This is a genomic window from Cohnella herbarum (assembly GCF_012849095.1).
GTDB lineage: Bacteria > Bacillota > Bacilli > Paenibacillales > Paenibacillaceae > Cohnella > Cohnella herbarum.
Map to the genome: position 1 here is coordinate 34,894 of NZ_CP051681.1, position 16,903 is coordinate 51,796.

General features: G+C 41.1%; 11 protein-coding genes and 1 pseudogene. 1 reads left to right on the top strand and 11 read right to left on the bottom strand.

All coding sequences use genetic code 11. The annotated features are described in order from the left end of the window. Window positions 1-12: 12 nt before the first annotated feature. The 8 genes from HH215_RS35245 to HH215_RS35280 form a co-directional block, all read right to left on the bottom strand. Complete coding sequence (locus HH215_RS35245; protein WP_169284730.1) at window positions 13-1,305, bottom strand: RES domain-containing protein; 1,293 nt, start codon at window positions 1,303-1,305, stop codon at window positions 13-15. Between the two features lie 616 nt (window positions 1,306-1,921). Beyond that, window positions 1,922-3,223 (bottom strand): Wadjet anti-phage system protein JetD domain-containing protein, encoded by a 1,302-nt coding sequence (locus HH215_RS35250; protein ID WP_169284731.1) that lies wholly within the window; start codon window positions 3,221-3,223, stop codon window positions 1,922-1,924. A gap of 38 nt (window positions 3,224-3,261) precedes the next feature. Next, complete coding sequence (locus HH215_RS35255; protein ID WP_169284732.1) at window positions 3,262-6,669, bottom strand: ATP-binding protein; 3,408 nt, start codon at window positions 6,667-6,669, stop codon at window positions 3,262-3,264. After that, window positions 6,638-7,246: a DUF4194 domain-containing protein gene (locus tag HH215_RS35260; protein WP_169284733.1), complete on the bottom strand. Its 609-nt coding sequence runs from the start codon at window positions 7,244-7,246 to the stop codon at window positions 6,638-6,640. The genes HH215_RS35255 and HH215_RS35260 overlap by 32 nt, the downstream gene beginning before the upstream one ends. Beyond that, window positions 7,246-8,670, bottom strand: coding sequence for a Wadjet anti-phage system protein JetA family protein (locus HH215_RS35265; RefSeq protein ID WP_169284734.1), 1,425 nt, complete (start codon window positions 8,668-8,670; stop codon window positions 7,246-7,248). The genes HH215_RS35260 and HH215_RS35265 overlap by 1 nt, the downstream gene beginning before the upstream one ends. A gap of 253 nt (window positions 8,671-8,923) precedes the next feature. Beyond that, window positions 8,924-9,409, bottom strand: a complete 486-nt coding sequence (locus HH215_RS35270; RefSeq protein ID WP_169284735.1) for an aldo/keto reductase — start codon at window positions 9,407-9,409, stop codon at window positions 8,924-8,926. A gap of 340 nt (window positions 9,410-9,749) precedes the next feature. Beyond that, entirely contained in the window at window positions 9,750-10,811 is a 1,062-nt protein-coding gene (locus HH215_RS35275; protein WP_169284736.1) for a hypothetical protein, read from the bottom strand. Next, a complete protein-coding gene (locus HH215_RS35280; RefSeq protein ID WP_169284737.1) occupies window positions 10,812-12,461 on the bottom strand; it encodes a hypothetical protein in 1,650 nt (549 codons plus the stop codon). It abuts the gene before it with no gap. A gap of 199 nt (window positions 12,462-12,660) precedes the next feature. Here HH215_RS35280 and HH215_RS35285 point away from each other — a divergent pair. Further along, a pseudogene (locus HH215_RS35285) lies at window positions 12,661-12,935 on the top strand (IS110 family transposase); the annotation flags it as partial. Window positions 12,936-13,045: 110 nt separating this feature from the next. On the opposite strand, the gene HH215_RS35290 reads toward HH215_RS35285, so the two are convergent. The 3 genes from HH215_RS35290 to HH215_RS35300 are packed head-to-tail and all read right to left on the bottom strand — an operon-like array spanning window position 13,046 to window position 16,688. Further along, complete coding sequence (locus tag HH215_RS35290; protein ID WP_169284738.1) at window positions 13,046-14,116, bottom strand: Ger(x)C family spore germination protein; 1,071 nt, start codon at window positions 14,114-14,116, stop codon at window positions 13,046-13,048. Window positions 14,117-14,118: 2 nt separating this feature from the next. Continuing rightward, a complete protein-coding gene (locus tag HH215_RS35295; RefSeq protein ID WP_169284739.1) occupies window positions 14,119-15,234 on the bottom strand; it encodes a GerAB/ArcD/ProY family transporter in 1,116 nt (371 codons plus the stop codon). After that, window positions 15,231-16,688 carry a spore germination protein gene (locus HH215_RS35300; RefSeq protein ID WP_169284740.1) on the bottom strand — a complete coding sequence of 486 codons (1,458 nt, stop codon included), beginning with the start codon at window positions 16,686-16,688 and terminating at the stop codon, window positions 15,231-15,233. The genes HH215_RS35295 and HH215_RS35300 overlap by 4 nt, the downstream gene beginning before the upstream one ends. Window positions 16,689-16,903 lie beyond the last annotated feature (215 nt).

Genomic DNA, 16,903 nt, shown 5'->3' on the forward strand with positions numbered 1-16,903 from the left:
TTGATATACGTGTTAGAACTCTGGAAAGGTATCTTCATTCCCTTTATGTTTTGTACTTTTGGCTTCTGTCTTCAGGTTATATATAATTTCCACTTCAAAACTGACAACCTCAACAATTCGTATTTCATTGTTCTTTTCAAAATTAAACAATGCATAGTTTGTATATTTTCTATCGCTTACACCTTGATAAGCCACACCATGAAATCCAATTTCAGCACAGCAATTACCAATATAATTGGTTAGTAGATAAGCCTTTTTTAAGGGCTTACTCTCTTCGTTTATCTCATTAAAAAAACCCTGGAAACTATGATCAAACAAACCGATGTTAAACAACTTCAATTTTTTTCTCGTTTTAAAAAGAGCAATGTCAATATTTTCATCGTTTAACGGATGAATTTCATACGGGATGGCTTTCATTCGATTACTCAGATATAAAACAGATATGCCAACAGCATTATAACGTCCGTGCTGAGGCAATCCCTCGGGTGGATTCCAGATTTCATCTTCTCCAAATACATGTTTCCTATCTTTTTTTCGTGCCCTTCCCCTGAAAAGTTGAGTCCCACTTCTTAATGCTATATAGTCTCCCTTTTCATAATGTTTTTGCAGAAGATCATATACTTTTTTCCCCGTTTCATGCTTATATGCCAGAAGAGGATATTTCAAAAGATGCTGTTTAAACTCATGGAGTTCCTGCCAACTAAGATCAATATTATATTTTTGGGCAAACTGAGAAAACTCAATAAAGTCAAAGTCATCTAATCCAAATACCGAATTTGTTTCATATTCATCATATACTTGATCATAAGATTCAAAAGTACCTCCATCCGGATTATGGGAATAATCAATTGGCTCTTCACCATAGTGGCAAGTTTGACATCGTAGATGTTCAAGTATTAGCTTTTGGAACTTATCGTCTATTCCTTCCCCCCACAAAAAGCTTTCAACGGATTGTCCTGCGTTGTTTTCAATAAAATTACTCGGGTCTTCTTCATCTTTATTCCAACGATAAACATCATAATCAAGCTGCGCGCCAACACATTTGAAACACCCATAAATTTTTGTTGAAAGCTTGCCTCCGATTAACACGAAGATGGGTATGATCTTCTCTTCAAAATACTCTTCAGGATAATACTCAACGTAAGCTTCAAGCTTTAAATTACACAGTAAACAATTATACTTTGTTTTTTCTGTTTCTCTTATGATCCGAGGTCTTCTGCTAATACTTACTTTTATATTTAGCCTGTTAATGACTTCGATTAGATCGTCAAAACAACTCCTGCAAATGACGTAGCACTCGTTCATATCTCCCACTCGCCCATTTAGTAAAATTTAACATGGTGCAATATTTTTCATAATTCGACATATCTGATCAAAATCCTTTTATTCCTCCTCTTGTCTGTGAGATCGCACTGATAATTCGACGATCACGCACATTAAAAGGAAGCAAGCGGAAAGCATGTCCCTATAGAGGAACAAAAAACCTCAAAAATCCTATAAGGTCAAGGGATTTCGGCGTTTCACACCACCTTTCCCCAGTGCTACAAGGTATTGCGGGAAATCATCGAAAGGCGACTAAAATTGGACGTTTGAGAGAACTCGGAGAGAACGACACTCGAATCAGCCAACTCCACAACCATCCCAAATGTTATTGGAGCAATGGTTTTGAAAATTTCAGGGCTGTCCCATAAAGTAAGATTTGGCTCGCTTTGCGAACAACTCATTTGAGAATCAAAGAACATATATGAAAAATAACGGTGTATAGGGAGTTATCCCTGCGCCGCTTAGTCTACTGCCGCCTTATTATAAATTTATAAGCGATCGAAATCCGGCCGACCTCAAGACTCACCTCAGTCGCGAAGTATCAGGAGGCTAAATTTATTAATCGGTCAACCTATACCAGATCACCTTACATCGATCGTTAGTCTTCCGACGACAGTTCAATTTCAGTAATGCTTTCTTGTTCCAGCCGAATTCTCCGCTCCAGCATGGTTTGCATTACTGGAATCCAAGCTGCGTATCCAGGGTCATCCAGAGCCGCTTGAATTCGAGATGCATATTCATCAGATACTGAGGCGGCCTGCCGCTCGTAATTCAGGAGGACGGCGGAATTCATCCAAATTGGCTCCAACGAGGGAAACAGCCGAGTTTTGATAAATTCAAAAATGCGGATGCCCCCTAGATCAATATCCCCCCAATGCATGATTGGAATGGGCTTATCTCCCTTATCCACTGCATTCGACAACATTTTCAGGAAGTGCTGCAAAAGTCGATGGGGAAATCCCCCCGTGTAGATGATCAACTCTTCAGCAGCATATAATTCACGTTGTTCGACCCATTGATGGTAGCTGGACAAATTCTCAATCGTAATTATTCGACGTGCATCGGTAGTCATATCGTTAATGAGTTCAACCGTCTGACGGGATAACCCAACACCACCCATCAGTTCTTCTGTAGAAATCCAACCTCCGCTTTTACTCCGAGCCCTGAGAGGACCGCATAGATAAACATACTGCGGATTACGGGTTAGTCCGATGAAATCAAGCCATTCCTCATCTGTTTCTCTCTGTTCCCCCGAGGCTTGCTTCACTACATTTAGCAGTCGTTTTAATACTTCCCGTTCCAGATGCTTGGAATCCTGAAATAACTGCTGGCTAAACAATCTGAGTGAAACAACCTTTCCGTCAAGCTTCGACAGTTGTAGCAACGTCCGCACCAGATCAACGTAGCCAGATGGATTATCCAGATCGAGATATGACGTCTTTCCTTCCAGTAGTCCTGCCCGAACCCTTTCTCCCCAATCTGCAACCCAAGCCCACGGATGTTGTACAAGAGGTTCAAATATCTCTCGTAAGCGATTCAGTTTTTTTCTAAGCGACATTCTCCCGGAAAGAGAATAAGCTTCAACAAGCATGTCCCAGTTGAGATAAATGCGCTCAACTTCTTGAAAATTACTGAACTTTCCCCATCTCAAAGAGATGATTCCCTTGTACTCCAAATCAATCAGGATCTCGTTCATCCATTGACGTTTCATAAAATCCATTTCATCTGTATAGTCCGAGTTAAACGGACTTTTAGACATGACGAGTTGCGGCCGTTGTTTGCCAGGCTCTCCGCTTTGGAAGGACTGGCTCTGTTCATATTTTTCCAGAAGCGTACTTAGGAGCTTGCGAGAAAAATGTTGTTTGAAGGCCTCCTCCAATCGATCCGATTCAATCTGCACTCATTACCTCTCCTGTCTCTGACATTGGGGGGTGTTGTCTAAAATAACGTTTCTTGCCGCTCGGCAATGTCCATAGCCCCACTTATTTCATCGACATCGTCGTCCAAAGTGATATCGTGTGCTTTATCAGTTTCTGATTCGTCAAGCTCCTCCCAACGATCAATCATATCCACGTAGCATTGATAGTTGTGCTTGCTGACAAACAAGGTAGTCGACACTTCTGGCGCCATATGCTGCATCTTCTCATCAGGAACAGCGGCAATCAATTGCAACCCTAATCTCTTGATTAACCGAAGGCTTGATTGAATTCGTTGCTCGTCCATCTTGTTGAACGCTTCGTCAAAAACGACCAGCCGCGATGTCTTATTGTTTGAATACAAGTGATGAAATGATGCTAAAATAGCAATATAGAAAGGCGTTTGCGTCTCCCCGCCAGATTTCTCCTTCAACACTTGCGAAAATCTGGACTTCGCCCCATTGCCTGAAGTAATAACTATATCGAAATCCAGGTACTGTCGATAATCTGTAAACTCATCTAGTTCACCAACCTCACCCCGCACCAGTTTTTCAAACAATTCATGAAGGTTGGCTGTACGCTCGCTTTCAGGAAGCTCAAACAATGAACCTTTTTCCATAAGCATAGGGTCCATAATAGCGTCATAAAACTTTTTATAACGTTCATTGGCTCTTACTTCGAAATGATACCGATCATCCGAAAAAGGAAAATGACGCAAGGCATAGTTAAGCTGATCAAACTCACGACGGGCCATCTCAATAGCTTCACGCAATTTGAAAATAAAGTGTGATTTAAACTCTTCCTCGGACTCTGCTCGAGCCGCTTCCACCTTTGACTGATACTCTGGAATATTCAGATGCTCAATCGTTTCAAATAACTGATCGTAGACCGTATTTTCTTCATCATGAATATCGGCGCTACTGGCATTATAACGAGTTCGTAATGTAACAACTGCTTTGAACTGATCATCACGAAGTGTCTGCTGCCCTCTCCAACTGCTTGTATAATTCTGCAGCTTTTGCGCGGTGGGTATTGTTTGCTTCATGGCTTCTTCATATCGTTGCACTGCCCGTTGCTCGCATTCTAAACCCCAATCGTTTACCCATTGATGGCAACTTTCCTCTGCATCTCGGATCTTGTTTTCTTGTATGTGGACACTGGCAACGCCTTGCTTGCATTCTTCCTCCAGCTTTCCTTTTCTCTCTTTATATTCTCCTAGTTTGGTTAGCCACTCCTGCTCCTGCTTGCTCCAACGCCCATACTCACTTTTTAAACGCTCAGATTCTGTCAAATCCAGCGTTCTTAAACTGTTCCGATCTTGTTCTAGCTCGAAAGCAAGCTTGTCCAGTTCCCGCATAAGACCCGTATTTGCTGCAAGACGAGCATATTGGGATTCTTTTTCCTTGGTTAGGCGCATTCGAGTCTGGAAAACACTATGCAATTGCCTGCGATGGGCATGCGCTTCCTGGAGCTCTGTCAATTCAGCTCGTCGAATTTCCAACTGGCGAATAATTGCCTTTGCCCCCATATACGGAACTTCATACTGCTTCTTGGCCATTTGTCTCGCTACATAATTACTGTATACCATACAACTCTTCGTTACCGCAGTACGATGGCGTCGAAGCTCTTGTTCATTTGCCGCTTTCATAACCCTGCCAAGCAGATGCTCAACGTGAGCCTGAATGACAGGATGGATAGCTTCCACCTCATGGGCTAATGCCCCCTTCTCGGAAGTGCCAAGAAATCTTTTTTCCTTTTCAGTATCTACCAGACCTACGCCTTCCAATTTGTACTTCCACTTCTCCTGCTCATAAATGCGTAACGCTTCCGAAACATAATTGGGCTCGACCAATATGTCAAACCTCTGGGTATTGAGGTATCCTTCAATAGCGTTTCGCCATTCCTCATCCATCAGTTCGGTCTCTTCGCAAAAAATCCATACCTCCGAACGGCCATTTAATCTTTCCTCTAATAAAGCTTTCAATTGGCGAACCGGTTCCGAATAACTGCGCCGTTTCTGTTCCAGTTCTCTAATAACCCGCTCCAATTCCCGAATTTGTTCTTCGTCGGCTTTAAGCTGTTCTTGTAAACGAGACTCGCCAACAACAAGGCGCTGATGCCACTTCGACAATTCGCCTCCTATAGTCTCCAATCGCTTCTGCCATTCTTCATCCTCATGCTCTTCCAATTTCGAAAACCGGACGATTTCCAGTAGACATTGCAACGTCTCCTGATGCTTATTATTAGCCGCTTTTTCCTGAGTTTCTAATATCCAGTATTCATTGTCAGACCAACCGATAAGTTGTCCTACAAGCTCAACCTCTTGTAGCAGCTGATTTTCATACGTTTGTTTAAGCCTTCTGGATTCCTCAAGCTTTGCTTGACCTTCCTTTACTTTCAATTCAAGCTCTTTTTTTCTTTTTTCAGCCGCATTATCTTGCCAACGTTGGTACGCTTTTTTGCTTTCCTCGCTTGCTTCTTGGCGCTTGGTTTCTGCTAAAGCAATATTATCCACATTCAAGGCTAACTGTTGCTGCGAGTGGGCCAGGTTGCGCTCCTTTTGTTCTTTGTATTCACACTCTATCTCTAATCTCAAACGACGAATCACATAGTCCTGCTCCTTCGCCGTCTCCCGGTATCTTACATACATCCGATAACTCTCCTGAATGCTCTGCAGTTGTACTTTTCGTTCCTGCAGTCGCTCCAGTTCCAGTTTGTACCGTTCGTGAAGTTCAAAATTATGCTTTAACAAATCTAATTGAAGTTCCCGTCGGTCAAGAATATAGTCATAGACAAAATCGCGGATGTCAGAAATCGGCTTAAACGAGAGCGCCTTAGTGAATACTTTGAAGAAACGTTCAGGTAATCCTCCAGCCCTTGCAAGCAGCGCCTTTAAGTAATTGGACTTGTTACGTTCAAACAACGCTTTGTTTCGAACTCCTCTTTTTCCAATCGTTCCAGATGCGCCGCCATAACGACGATGAAACTCTTCCCGATTCAACAATTCGTGACGAGAGTTTACGAAATCAAGCTGTTCCAGCCTGGTTTCTGCCAGTATAAAATATTCTTCATCGTACGTACGATCCCGATAAACATCCACGGCAATCCCAATAATAAACGATTCCTGCTTCTTTTCGTCCAGAAATTCGGAAACGATGTAGGTTGTAAAATCCCCATCACGAAGAAACGAGCGTTCGTCGTTTCCGATTTTTCCTTTTAAGTAATTGATATAGCTCCTTTTTGCTTCATCTGTAGCCGCATTAAAACGAATTAGCCGCTGATCAGCAACGAACAGAACTTGAAGTGCGTCGATAATGGTAGATTTTCCAGCTCCATTTTGGCCGGTGATAAGCGTCTGTTTACCAAACTCTATGGTCACATCCGTGAAGTAATGCCAGTTAATCAACCGCAGCCGCTTCATCCATTTCATCCAGTATTCCCCCCTTCTTTTCTGATTCATATCGTTCAAGACGCTCCGTCAATTGTTTCATCTCATCCGCCTGGATTACATACATCCATGTGTGGAACAGCTTAAAACGGGCATCATCCGATCTCTGTTCCGCATCAAGCGGTTCCATTAATTGAACTTGGACACATAATCGTACTAGCCTGTCTAACACGGTAGGCTTAACCCATTCCATTTGAAAAGTCTCATATTTACTTCGAATATCATAGAGTGTCACCATCGGGAAATCAGCCAGAGACAATCCCTGTCTCTTTTCCTCATACAAGATCCGGAGGATTAGCAACCAAATCGTATGATCACGATCGAGCCTTTTTCGCAATCGGCTGTCATAAATATGCAAATAAACGCATTCATGCCGTTCATCGACAGTTAATTCCCAACCTAAAAATTGAAAATAGGAAGCTAAGTTGGTACGATTCCGACGTATTACCGCATACATCTCCCTTTCCTTTTCCTTGACAAGCATATTCACTTCTAATAATCTGTTTATTGCTTCCCGCACTTTTTCACGTTCCGAATCGCCTAATTCTTGAAACACCATTACGACTGCCCCCCTCTCCGTTTAATGGTGTGGTTGTCGAACCGATAATTACCGATTACAAGCACTTGCCGATCGGTCCGACGCTGAAGGCGAAACGAAGACCCGCCGTCGTTGCCGTATAAGTAGACATATCCGAGTAAAATAAATTCTTCAGCATTATGAGGAGCCAGTTCCATTAGTTCCATTTCAGTCCTGCCATCCAGCTTTTGCAATACATAATCATTGACTTTTTTGCGAGTTATAGCTTTACGCATTTTTTCAACGCTTTTTTCCTTCAGCTCCTGCCTTATGTGCTCAGGCATATCAATAACAATATGGGCCTCTGGTTGATGGGGTGCCCTTTTCCGCCGCGGCGGCAACAATGAGTGATCAGATAGCGCTCTGATCTCACGTATTGCAAATATCCGATCTTGTTCCTCAGATGGCGATACCTTGCCAAGCAATTCTAGCAGCTTAGCGATTTGCTGTTCTGTTCCTTCACTCTGCTGGCTCAAATAACGAGCTCGTTCAAATGAAGAACGTAAATACTGGTTGTGACGGACATCAATTTGATAAAATAATTCATCCAGTCCAAGGAAAGTTTCTTCGATGAAAAACAACGCTTGACGAACTGCCCTTTCAGCTTCCTCCAGTACGGCGTATAGCCCGCTTTTCACCCCGTCAAGAGCCGCTTCTTCCATTATTGCCGAATCAAGCAGCCATTGCTGCACAGTATTTAAAATTTGCATACGGTACCGGGCTACATGATCCGATGTTTTAAGACGGTGATAGCTCTTATCAATAATTTGTGATTTATATTGTTCAAAGTGATGATCCAATACATCTTGAATTGAAGTTTTACGAACAACCTGTTCCATATGAGCTTTCATATTGTTATACAGCGCGATGAGTTCTTGTCGGAACTGTGCGCTGACATCAGCAGCGCTAAGTACCGCAGAACAAGGCTGTAGCTTGGCAGCTTCACCTGTGAGCGATTGATATATAAGAAAAGCAAATCGCTGATATTCTACCGATTTTGCTTCACATAATTCCTTAAATAGACCGATAAGCTTACTGGAGTAATGAGGCAACACCAAATAACGGTCAAACTGACTGCGAGTTTCAACACTAATCCAACGCATGGTTTCCAATCGTCTGAGAATAGCATTTGCTTTCGCCCGTGTAGCCTCCTCTAATGAAATTTGCTCAGGTTCGCGTTGGAGCAATGGTTTTTCATCATGATCCGGTTCGTGGATAGATTGGCCCAATTCTTCGTGAGTCTCAAGCAATTCCTGAATCAGGTCCCTCATCACTTCATATCGAATGCCAAACCGCTCAGCTTGAACGTTCTCATAAAGAAGCAACAAAATCTCCGCATAAATCTGTTTATTCGATCCCGTTAACAATAAGAAAAGTCCATCGGGAATTACATCAAATAATTTCACACCACTCAGCTCATTCCCTGAAGAAAATGACAGATTATTTACTGACAGAACACCAAGCTCTCTAGTTTATAGCAAAATAGACTCAGGACATTTAGCCTTGAAATAGAATGACAATTCCCCGACCCAATTCCAATATCCATACTTCCATCCAAATTGAATGCAAGCCACTATGATATATTTCTACATTTTTCTTATTTTTCCTGCATCTAAAGCCTCTTGACTTACTAATCATCTTGTAAGAGTGAAGAATCACTTAATATTCACGCCACACAAAAAGCAAGCGAATCTGCAATAGACAGGTTCGCTTGCTTTTAATTAACGATCGGGATTGATTAGGGGACAAAAACCTATCTTTCAAAAAACGGTAATGGCTTAATGGCGCATGTGGCAGATAAGGTTCTTTCAGCAAACTGATTTCCTCTTCCGATAAATGGAGCGATACGGCGGTGACCGCATCCTCTATATACTGGATCTTGGTTGCGTCGACAAGCGGAGCGGCAATGACAGGCTTCGAAAGCAGCCAGGCGAGCGTAATTTGGGTCATGGGAAGACTGCGGTTTCCAGCCACCTCGGCCAGCCTGTCAACAATCGTCTTATCCATATCTGGCTTGGATATGAGTTTGCGCTCGCAGACGGTCCGTTTTTGCACGTTCGGTTTGCGTTCAACCTCCCAGGGCGGCGATAGCCGTCCGCGCGCCAATGGCGACCAGGGTGTGACCCCGTTCCTTCCGACTCGCACAGCGGCAGCATTTCCCGTTCTTCCTCCCGATAAACCAGATTATAGTTATTTTGCATGACAATGAACCGATGCCAGCCTTTGGCGCGCTGGATTTCTATAGCTTCCATAAACTGCTTGGCGTATAGGGTAGAGGCGCCCAGCCAGATCAATCCACTTTCACCGGGCCTTGATTGAATCTAAGTTATGGTTAATCGGCGAAGCTCGGATTTTTAGTCCTTCCCACCAGGTCTGCACGAAAGTATACACATGAAGGCCGCATAAAGAGTAGACTATCAAAAGTATCTTTAATACATGAACGAGCAGTAAATGAATCCTCCCCGCAGCTCACTGTGGGGAGGATTCATTTACTGCCATGCTCTAACTCCTGTACCCTATACATTATATCCACTACTGGATCATAATCCTCCGCAGCTTCCCGCACCAGTTGGATATACGTGGAGAATGACTCTTTTGTCTTCTCGTCCTCACATGTTATAATAAATCGCTCCAGCTCCTCGGCGTAATCACGCAACTTGTTCGCTTTATACCAGTTCTTCATTTGATTCTCAATGTTTTGTTTTAGTTTCTGTTTGTGAAGATTGTACTCTTCAAGTTGCTGAAGCTCCCGCTTCCTGGCCTTTTCTAAGGCTTCAACACGTTCCTGCTCTTTTTTCTTCACTTCATATTCGTACTCAGCTATATATCTAGATACGCTTATCCCAATTGCATTTTTCAAAAAATCCGTGAGAATCTCACCTATTTGTTTTTCAAGAGAGTGATCCAGAGTTTCGTTAAAACAAAGGGGTTGCACCGTTTTATTCCTAGATGCATATCCGAGAATCTCTGTAAACTCCATTTTGAACAAACCACTGGGGATCTTTTCATACATGGGACATAAGCCAGCCGTCATACTTCCAGCTTGTAACTTTGACAAAAGAGAACGTCTTTTGACCATAATCTCAATCAATGAGACGGAATACTCATGGTTCAGTAAACGTATCCTGATATTGTCCTGCTCTCCTGCACAAACGCTCACACTCCCACCCAATTCACTAACTGCATCAATCAAGCGATTCATAATTCTATATGCTCGATTCGCTTGCTTTTCGGATACGTCTATGAACAATACAGCTTTGTTCTTGCGGTTTTCCACCTTTGAAATCCTTTGTGAATACGAATCAATCTCTTTGTAAAATTGATGCTCTTCATCACGAGCATTACGGTAAGCAATCTCATCCTGATATTCTAGGATCAACGGATGCAAGTACTTATTGTGCTTCACAGTTTGAATATCCTTACGCCATTGATTGAACTTGGTCATTGATTCCGGCATCAGCAGTTCAATTGCATCAAGCTCTTTTAGCTGATTTATCGGATAATTGCTCATGTCCTTTAGTTCTATAAAACCGTGTCGCCACACCACCTATTCGCCCTCCTTACCAAAAAAAGAGAAACCACCTCTTAGCAGATCGTCAACTAATTCTTCAAGCTCAACTTCAGAAGCCATCCCCTCAGGCACTACATAACGGCTCAAATTATCATTTAAAAATGCTGAAAACGAGCCTAAGAAATCCGAGTTCTCAGGATAATCATATTTATATAGATACGTATTTCCATCTTTATAATGTTTATGAGAAAATCCCGTTCGGTTAGGAAGCTTGGACAAATGAATTCCAATGATGCTCGTTCTGATCTCAGTAAGTCGATTGAAGTCTTCCTCGAATTCGGCCTTATAAGTCTTCCGCTTGATCAGCTTTGAAATATCTATAGTAAACTTTAATTTAAACTTCATTTCTTTTACTATTTTATGGATATTCACAACATCCTCTGCTGTTTGCATCAAATACTTTAACTTTCCACTTTGCTTTTGCGGTCCATTAACTAAAGCAATTTTTATAGTTTTATATTTTTTCAGGCTTTTTTCGAGAATTGAGAACTGCTTGAAGAACTCCTCTTCACCGTAGGTTTGAGACCGCAATGGGGATAATAATTCCAGTGTATCAGGTATTCCATACTGGGAAAACGTGTCCATCAGATTTTTTATAACAACATCAAGCCTTGCTGTGTCTTTCCACAATAAATCATTGTCTTTCTCATAGCTCAGACGCAAAATGTATGCCTCATTTGGAGCAACCTTTAAAGTACCTGTTGTCGTTTCTAGAAAAATCATATTACTCTTGACATCTGCCGGGTACATCATGTCTTTCGTTGTTACTGGCACTAACACATTAATCCGTTTAACCAAGCTCACTCTTCCTGTCGAAATACATAGATTTACATATTCGGGCCAGTAGTCCTCATCATTTGCATTTTCAAATACCCATACATACATGATCAGCATTTCCAGTTCGCCTTTACGTCCATTAATAAAAGGGCGATGCTCGTTCTCTCTATAAAGAATATCCATGTTAAAAGGATTATCGTTGTATCTGTGGTTGTAACGATTAATGTAATAGAACTGCTCCGATTCCCTAATATAAATGCGCTCTATGTACTCGTTGAAAAAAGTGCCTGTATAGCTCTGAGCAAATTCGAATAAATTCACACCGTAACTGCGGAATGCCTCCTTTACCCAGCTAACCAAAGAGTTATCCAAATACTTGAATCCAGAAATGGACGGTTTTTCTGTCTCTTTTGCTTTTATCTCTTTTGCCAGAATGATCAATTGATCCCGATACTGATCAATTTCTGTTCCTTTCATTTTTGCACTGCTACAGAACTTATGAATCGTATTCTCATACTCCTCGGTACTGTAAATAAGATGAACGTATTTCCGTTCATACATCCATGACTTCAGTAATCGATCTATCCGGCTCTTTGTTTTTTTATAGTATTCAATAACAAAGCCCTTGCTTTCAGGAAATAAGCCTTCTATCTCTTGGGTGATTTTTAATGCTGATTGTTCTGTCTTGATGTTCTCATAATCGTATTCTTCCGGATTCAGATAATGATTGAAATAATCCATGACATACTTCAGAACCGTGGACATATTTTCGGCATGATTTTTAAAATTGAATTCATCAAGGTTATCTTTTTTCTTCATCTTTGTTATGTATTGTTCAACTGAAAGCATATAGTTCCCTCACTTTCAAATCGTTTGGGTTCAAATGCAAAAATTCCGAATCTATGGATGGATTCTTTTCTTCGTCAAGTCTTACTCATTCGAAGTGTTCATTTACACGTTCTGGCAGGTGTTTCCCTAATGATTGGAAACAGCCCTGTTCTACCGTTGTTAACTCATACAGACAATTATGATCGAAACTCTATAATAGATTTTCGACATACTTGTTTGCGGACTTGACGTTCATAAAAAGAACATCGTTGCCTGCACCATTACGTCTGAAGGTAAGGAAATCCGTAGGTTGGGCACCATGACCGACGATTTGATCTTGCTCATGGTGCTCAAGACCAAAAAATGCACTCATGCTGCTATGGAAAGTACAGGACCATACAGGAAACCGATATACAATTTGTTGGAGCTTGAGGATATGGAAGCACTTGTTGTAAACGCCCAGCGGATCAAGAGAATGTTCCGGGCCGTAAAACCCTATCTATCATAAATGACGGCTAAGCATCTATTTTAATGCAAACAAAAACCTTTCAAGCGGCTCGGAACGATTTGCTTGTTTTGAATCACATCAACCGCTCAATATTAATTTAAGGATGTATTTTGATGTCATAGTCAACATCAATTTTTATATTTTCCCAATATTTCAACCATTGCTCTTCCGTTATTTCTTTAGAAAACGGCTTAAGCGAATGTGTTCCGACCGCTAAGGGATCCACTTTCCACTGTTGCATTTTATTTAATAAATCTGACGTTTGTTCCTCAAGGTAGACCTCAATCTCATGAATTAAATGCTCCAATTGTTCCTCACTTTGAATTTTCTTTTCTCCCTGGTATTCCTCAATTCTTCCGTTCAATCCCACGTGTAAAGACAAGGATGAATAGTCCCTCGATAGTTTCATGCGAACATTGGATCGAATACGTCCTAAACTGATAGATAACTTTGGAATGGCCAAGACTTTTAAGAAATGATCGTTATCCAGAAGTTGAAAAATTTCATCGTCCACGTCTTGAATGACCATTACTTCTTTATCTTTTTGGAAGAAGGCTGTCCCTACGTAATTGAAATTGTTCTTATCCGAATGAAAAACCGGTAGGATCGGATCCTTAAGAGGGGAATAGAACATCTTCATAAATTGATGAATATTGACGATGCTCATTTCACCTTGGTTATGCTCCTCGTAATGCTTTAACATCCGGTAAAGAAAATAATCTTGGTTTTCTTGCTTCGTCAATTGATTTTTTATGTATTCATCAAAATCGCCTCTGACAATCAATAAATAGACACGCATTGAAATATCGGGATCAACCAATATCGTATTGATCAGCTTTTCAATGCCTCCTTTTTTTGCCAGCTCCTCATTGATTAATAACATTCGCAGCTGCCCCTGCTTTAATTCCCGATAATAAATTAAATTAAACTCCTTGCCTCCCTGCTTTAACAGATCGACTTCCTTGGAGAGAAGACGTTTTTTTTCTTTGATGAGTGGTGGTACTAAAGTGCTGATTTTCAACTTTCCTTCCGTCCCCTTGTCAACCGACCAAAAAACTACCGGAGCGATCTCTTCGATCATATTGTTCTCGACATATGGAGAAGAACAACCGGCCATCCACATAAGGCTTACAATCGCCAATAAACCATAGTGCTTGTATGGTACCATGCCTACATACTCTCCTTTCGTTTAACCACAGTGAAAAGGATCGTAGGAACAAGTAAATAAATGAATGCGCCGAGCCAGATTTGAATGTTCAGTAACATCTTTTGACCCGGAACCGTTTCCCATAACCATTGATCCATTATGATGATGCTTATCAAAATGACGAACCAACTCGACAATAATCCGATCCGAGTCGTGCGTTCGTTCATTTTTCTCATAAAGACTCTTCCGGCTCCATAAAGACACAACAGAAGAATTGAAATGTCAAACACATAATTAAACATATGAAAAGAGATAAGGATGTAATCGATTCGTTCTAAACCGCTCGTTTGAATGTAGCTTCCCATATATACTACCGGAAAATTGATCTTGCTTAAGAAGTTCGAACCGTAAAACAATACTGAAGCAATGAACAATAATGAATATTCCATGATCGTCAGCATGTTTCCAATGACAAGATATTTCGATATTTTTTTATTGGAGCTTAACCATGGAACCATAAAGGCCAAATATACTGGACCGGAAAATGCCGACCAAATAAACAACAAACCCTGCCATGATTGTCCTGACCATTCGGTGGGTATGAAAGGATACAAATCGCGGTAATTTGCAATCGGCGGAAAGAAAAAAGGAATAAACACGATTAAGATCCAAGCCCCGCAAAGAAAGGCGATGACAACAAAACGCAATGTTTTCTCCATTCCATGTGAAGCCACAAATAAGCTGATCAAAAGAATCATTAGGACCAGCCACTTTTTATTCATTGATGGATAAATAAAACTATGGAGCATTTCAACGTATCCCAGTGTGATGATTGAAATTTTTAACAATATGATCAAAAAACCAAGTATTGCGAAAATTTGAACCATCCGTTTCCCGAAAAGCTGTACAAATCCTTGATAGCCTTTCGTTGCATAACTGGAAGTAAACCATTTGGACAGCATCATCAAATTAAGTTGGGACAGCAGCCCCATGACGACAATTCCCCAAACCATATACGAATGAACCAAATAAACCGGCATGATTAAAATAAAATAATGCATTTGCGTGCGATTAACCAATAAAAGGAAATAGATGCCACCAAGGGTGGAAGTTCGATTGTATAAGGATAAAGTCTTCATTTCTTCATCTCCTGCCGCCATTTCCGTAGTGGTTTTAGATAACCCGGACGCGTTTTCATCCAAATTAATGGGCCGCGGATAAAGAGGTCGATCCAATCCTTCCCATAAAAAGGAGCAATCGGCGCTAAATAAGGTTGACCTAATGACGTTAATCCATGGAGATGTGCAAGAATCCCGATCAGCCCGATCACGATTCCCGGCAACCCAAGAAACGATGCAAGGATAAGAAGAAACACTTGCATCAGAACCATGGATTTTGTCATTTGATAATTGGGAACTAAAAAGAAAGCAATAGCGGATATACCCATCAAAACAATTAATACTTTACTTGCAAAGCCTGCTTCTACAGCCGCTTGTCCAATGACGATACCACCGATAACCCCTAACGTTTGACTGGTTTTGGTCGGCATTCGCAAACTTGCTTCTTTGATGATTTCCAGCGTTACGATCATGAAAAATCCTTCCGCAAACGGAGTAAAGGGCAATTTGCTTCTCGATTCCAATAATACGAAGAGAATCGGCAGCGGAACCATTTGGTAATGAAATGTCGTTAATGCAACATAAAAAGGAATCATCGTCAAAGAAACAATAAAACTTCCGTACCGGATTAAACGTAAAAAACTGGCTACCGGCCAACGAAGGAAGTAGTCTTCAGGCGATTGGAATAAATGAAAAAAAGTAATGGGAGCAATTAAGGCAAACGGTGAATTGGAGACCAATAGCGTCAGCTTTCCCTCACCTAAGGCGTAGGCGCAGGAATCCGGCCGATCCGTTTGTAGTAACTGTGGAAAGACCGTATGATGATGATCTTCCATAAAAGCTGCAAGCTGAGCGGAGTCTAAAAACTGATCGAAATCCACACTTTCAATTTTCTTTCTTGCAAGGGAAACAAATTCCGGATTAATTAATCCGTCTATGTACAGTAACACAACTTTCGTTTTACTCAGTGAACCGACAGTGAAGCTTTCCGTTTTTAATGTCGTTATAGGCAAACGCCTGCGTAACATTGTAATGTTTTTATCGATTTGTTCGCTGAAACTGTCTTTCGCTCCATATATAACAGTTTCCGTTTGGGAAGATTGAATTGCCCGACCCAAAGGATTTTCCAGTTGGACGCCTAACCATTGATCGTTGACTGAATCGTTTAGAAGAATAAATCCTTGCATTATTTTTTGCTCAGCATCTTCGATCGATATAATTTCCGAAACTTTAGCATTGGCTATGCATGAAGAAAGCGACTTGTCAGCACAACGATGAAGTGGCTGAATAATCGCCTCGTTTAAACGCTCTTGATCTATTAACGTTTTTATGTATACAAGATGGACTGAAGCACTGGTACCCATTCTGTGTTCAACGACTTCGGCATCATCCATATGGTTTAATTTCTGTTTTAATTCATCAAGCCATGTGGACATTTGATGATTTTTTATTTGAGGGTCGTATTTTTCAACCATAGTCTTCTCCATTATTAAAGTAATCAAAATCATGTGGTTAATATCTTGCCCTGTAATCGAAAAATCATACGACCTGCAATTTGTATTTCAAAACCGCATAACGTTTTGAGATGTGGTTTGAGTCAAACAACAATACTATATGTAGCCTAAGGGAGTAGTGGATTTATTTGGTGTTAGATATGCCGAGGTGATAATCAAAAATAATTTAAGTGTAA